Here is a 4,294-nt window from a genome sequence, read left to right as displayed (position 1 = left end):
TCGTTGAACGATTCTTCTGCAATCTCAAACAGTTCCGCCGTATCGCCACCCGGTTCGAGAAACACGCCGCCAACTTCATGGCTGCCGTCGCACTCGCATCCGCAAGGATCTGGCTACGCGCAATTGAGTCCACGCCCTAGCCGGCGAGCCCGGCCTCGCGCATCAGGGCGGCGCTTTCCTCGGCCAGCAGCCGTTCCTCGGCGGCGCCGTCGATGCGCACCCTGCCGACCTCGAGAAACAGCGGCGCCGCCAGCGGCGTCACCCGGTCGAGCCGCACCAGGTCGATGCGCCCGCCGACGCGCGCCAGCATCTCTTCGATGCGGGCGAAATCGACCAGCCCGCGCATCGCCTCGTCGCGGGTGATCCGCAGCAGCAGGTGATCGGGGTCGTATTTCAGCAGCGTGTCATAGAGGATATCGCTGGAAAAACGCGCCTGGCGCCCGGATTTGTGCGCCCCGGGCGTGTGGCGCTCGATCAGCCCGGCAATCGTCGCCACGGCGCGAAAGCTGCGTTTCATCAGCGCGTTGCCCGCCAGCCAGCCGTCGAGCCCGTCGCGCAGCGCCCGGCGGTCGAACAGCGGCGTCGGATCGCGCAGCGCATCCAGCCCCCAGATCAGGGTCGCGTAGTCGGTGGCCACGAAGCCCAGCGGCGCCAGCCCCATCTCTTCCATGCGCTTGCACAGCAGCAGCCCCAGCGTCTGCTGCGCGTTGCGCCCGGCAAAACCGTAGAGGCAGAGGTTCTCGCGCCCGTCGCGGGGAAAGCTTTCGACCAGCAGCCGGTCGGGCCGGGGCAGGCGCGACAGGCGGCGCTGCAGCTCGAGCCAGTCGGCGGTGTGACCGGGCAGCGCCGACCAGTCGCCGGCCTGCAGAAGCCGCAGGATGCGTTGCGACAGCTGGGTCGAAGTGGCGAATTTGGTGCCCGAGAAGGTGGCGATCCTGGGTTTGCGCCCGCCGCTGCGGCTGACCTCGACCGTCATCTCGCGCAGCCCCTCATAGCGCACCACCCGGCCGCCGATCAGAAAGGTGTCGCCGGCGCTCAGCGAGGCGGCGAACCCCTCTTCGATCTCGCCCAGCGGCCGGCCGCCGCGGGCCCGTTTCAGGCGTACCTTCAGGGTGTCGCTGTCCTGTATGGTGCCGGCGTTCATGCGGATGCGGGCCGCCGCGCGCGGGTCGCGCAGCTGCCACAGCCCGTCGGCGCGCCGTATCAGCCGCTGCCAGCGGTCATAGGCGCGCAGCGCATAGCCGCCGGTGGCGCAGAAATCGAGGCAGGCGTCGAAGGCGGCGCGGTCGAGGTCGGCATAGGCCCCGGCGCTGGTGACCTCGGCGAACAGGGCGTCGGCATCAAAGGGGCCGGCGGCGGCGCAGAGCAGGATATGCTGGCACAGGACGTCGCGCGGGCCGGGGCCGCGCGGCGCGCCGTCGAGGTCGCGCGCCTTCACCGCCGCCAGCGCCGCCTGGCACTCGATCACCTCGAAACGGTTGGCGGGCACCAGCAGCGCCTTGCTCGGCGCGTTATAGCGGTGATTGGCGCGGCCGATGCGCTGCACCAGCCGCTTGACGTTCTTCGGCGCCCCGACCTGGATCACCAGATCGACATCGCCCCAGTCGAGCCCGAGGTCGAGACTGCCGGTGCAGACGATGGCGCGCAATTCGCCGCGCAGCATCGCCGCCTCGACCCGCTCGCGCTGCCGGCGGTCGAGACTGCCGTGATGGACCGCGATCGGCAGGTTGTCGTCATTGGCCAGCCACAGGTTGTGAAAGAAGATCTCGGCCTGAGCGCGGGTGTTGTGAAAGATCAGCGTCGTGCGGTGGCGCCTGATCTGCGCCATCACCGCCGGGATCGCATGGGCGGCGCCGCCGCCGGACCATGGCGGCGCGGCCTCGGTGTCCAGCATGGCGATGTCGGGGTCGGGTCCGGGGTCGGCGGTCAGGATCTCGCAGGGGTCGGGGTGGCGCGCCAGCAGGGCGGCGATCTCGGCGGGGTCATCCACCGTCGCCGACAGGCCGACCCGGCACAGGTCCGGACAGAGGGTCTGCAACCGCGCCAGCGCCAGCATCAGCTGGTCGCCGCGCTTGCTTTCGGCCAGCGCGTGGATCTCGTCGACCACCACCCGTTTCAGCCCGGCGAAGATGCGCGGCGCGTCCTCGTAGGAGATCAGCAGCGCCAGGCTTTCCGGGGTGGTCAGCAGGATATGCGGCGGGTCGGCGCGCTGCGCCTTGCGCCGGCTCTGGGGGGTGTCGCCGGTGCGGTCCTCGACGCGGATCGCCAGCCCCATCTCTTCGATGGGCGCGCGCAGGTTGCGCCCGATGTCGGCGGCCAGCGCCTTCAGCGGCGAAATGTAAAGCGTGTGCAGCCCCGCCCGCGGGGTCTCGGCCAGATCCACCAGCGTCGGCAGGAAGCCGGCCATGGTCTTGCCGCCCCCCGTGGGTGCGATCAGCAGCTGGCAGGGGGCACCGGCGCGGGCCAGCATCTCGCGCTGATGCGGGTGCGGTCGCCAGCCACGGGCGGCGAACCAATCCTCAAAGCGGGGCGGCAGGCCGCGCGCGGCCAAAGCTCAGGCCTCGGTCGGTCCGCAGAACAGCCGGTACATCATGCCGATCACCTCCGAGGTGTTCTGGTCGGCAAGGCTGTAATAGATGGTCTTGCCCTCGCGCCGGGTGCGCACCAGCCCCTCTTCGCGCAGCCGCGCCAGCATCTGGCTGACCGCCGCCTGACGGATCTGCAGCAGGCTCTCCAGCTCGCCGACCGATTTCTCGCCCGAGCCGAGATGGCACAGGATCATCAACCGCCCCTCGTGGGCAAGGGTCTTGAGATAGGCGGCGGCCGCGGCGGCGCTGCGCGCCATTTCCTCGGGGGGGGCAGGGGGTTTCTGCATGTTCACGAACAGGATCCTCGAGCGTCTTTGTCCCGATATAACACGGGATTTCGCACATTGCGAGATGTGCCGGACGCGGACCTGGGCGCGGGCCGCCCCGGGGGCGGCGCTCAGGCGGGCTCAGGCGGGCTCAGGCGGATTCGGGCGGGGCGCCGCCGGCGAAATTGTTGCCGCCGGCATAGTCGCAGGGCGCCTCCTGCATTTCCAGATGCAGCCCGCGGCCCCGGTAGGGATGGGCGCGGGCCAGTGCCTCGTCGACCTCGATGCCCAGCCCGGGCGCGGTCGGGGCTTCGATGAACCCGTCTGCCACCGCGAAGCTGTGTTTGATGAGGCCGAAGTGGAACTCGGTCTCGATGCTTTCGATCAGCAGGCAATTGGGGATCGAGACGCCAAGCTGGATATTGGCGGCCCATTCGATCGGCCCGGCATAGAGATGCGGTGCCATCTGGGCGTTATACGCTTCGGCGATCGCCGCCACCTTCTTCATCTCCCACAGGCCCCCGGCACGCCCCAGCGCCGGTTGCAGGATGCTCGCCGCCCCCTGACGCAGCACCTCGGCGAACTCGGCCTTGGTGCACAGCCGCTCGCCGGTGGCCACCGGCGTGGTCACGGCGCGCGCCACGCGGGCCATCTCGGCCACATTGTCGGGCGGGATCGGCTCTTCGAACCACAGCGGTGAATAAGGCTCAAGCGCGGTGCCAAGGCGAATGGCGCCCGCTGTGGAAAACTGCCCATGGGTGCCGAACAAGAGATCGGCGCGGTCGCCCACAGCCTCGCGGATCGCCTTGCAGAAGGCCACCGACTTGGTGATATCATTCATGGCCGGCATATGCCCGCCGCGCATGGTGTAGGGCCCTGCGGGGTCGAACTTCACCGCCGTATAGCCCCTGTCGACCATCGCCGCCGCGCATTCGGCGGCCATCTCGGGCGAGGACCAGAAGGCCTCCATGTCGTGATGCGGCAGCGGGTAGAGATAGGTATAGGCGCGCAGCCGGTCGTTCATCTTGCCGCCGATCAGCGCATGGACCGGGCGCTCGCGGTCCTTGCCCAGGATGTCCCAGCAGGCGATCTCGAGCCCGGAAAACGCCCCCAACACCGTCAGGTCGGGGCGCTGCTGGGCGGGCGGGTGAACGAGCGGATCCGCGCCTATTCGTATTTGAACCCGCTGAAGCATCATGAGCTGCCGCAGTTCTGGATTTCGCCCGAGATGGCCGCCGAATCCGCGCTCGACCTCGTCTCCCGCGGCTACACGGCGGTCAAGTTCGACCCTGCGGGCCCCTACACGATCCACGGCGGGCACCAGCCGTCGATGTACGACATCTCGACCTCGGTGGCGTTCTGCAGGGTGATCCGTGAGGCGGTGGGCGACAGTGCCGATTTGCTGTTCGGCACGCACGGCCAGTTCACTACCGCGGGCGC

General features: G+C 69.3%; 2 protein-coding genes and 3 pseudogenes. 2 read left to right on the top strand and 3 right to left on the bottom strand.

What is annotated here, in order from left to right:
- A pseudogene (locus tag ABZD10_RS13965) lies at positions 1 to 140 on the top strand (IS5/IS1182 family transposase); the annotation flags it as partial.
- On the opposite strand, the gene ABZD10_RS13960 reads toward ABZD10_RS13965, so the two are convergent.
- The 3 genes and pseudogenes from ABZD10_RS13960 to ABZD10_RS13950 all read right to left on the bottom strand — a co-directional run.
- Complete coding sequence (locus ABZD10_RS13960; protein ID WP_372887379.1) at positions 137 to 2,551, bottom strand: ligase-associated DNA damage response DEXH box helicase; 2,415 nt, start codon at positions 2,549 to 2,551, stop codon at positions 137 to 139. The pseudogene ABZD10_RS13965 and the gene ABZD10_RS13960 sit on opposite strands and share 4 nt — an antisense overlap.
- Positions 2,552 to 2,554: 3 nt before the next feature.
- Positions 2,555 to 2,875, bottom strand: coding sequence for an ArsR/SmtB family transcription factor (locus tag ABZD10_RS13955; protein WP_372887381.1), 321 nt, complete (start codon positions 2,873 to 2,875; stop codon positions 2,555 to 2,557).
- A gap of 130 nt (positions 2,876 to 3,005) precedes the next feature.
- A pseudogene (locus tag ABZD10_RS13950) lies at positions 3,006 to 4,088 on the bottom strand (mandelate racemase/muconate lactonizing enzyme family protein); the annotation flags it as partial.
- Between ABZD10_RS13950 and ABZD10_RS13945 the strand changes: the two are divergent.
- Positions 4,002 to 4,294, top strand: a pseudogene (locus ABZD10_RS13945) (mandelate racemase/muconate lactonizing enzyme family protein); the annotation flags it as partial. The pseudogenes ABZD10_RS13950 and ABZD10_RS13945 overlap by 87 nt on opposite strands.

It is taken from the genome of Shimia sp. (assembly GCF_041624275.1).
Taxonomy (GTDB): domain Bacteria; phylum Pseudomonadota; class Alphaproteobacteria; order Rhodobacterales; family Rhodobacteraceae; genus Shimia.
The sequence above is the reverse complement of the archived record's forward strand: the minus strand, read 5'-3'. Positions and strand labels throughout refer to the sequence as shown.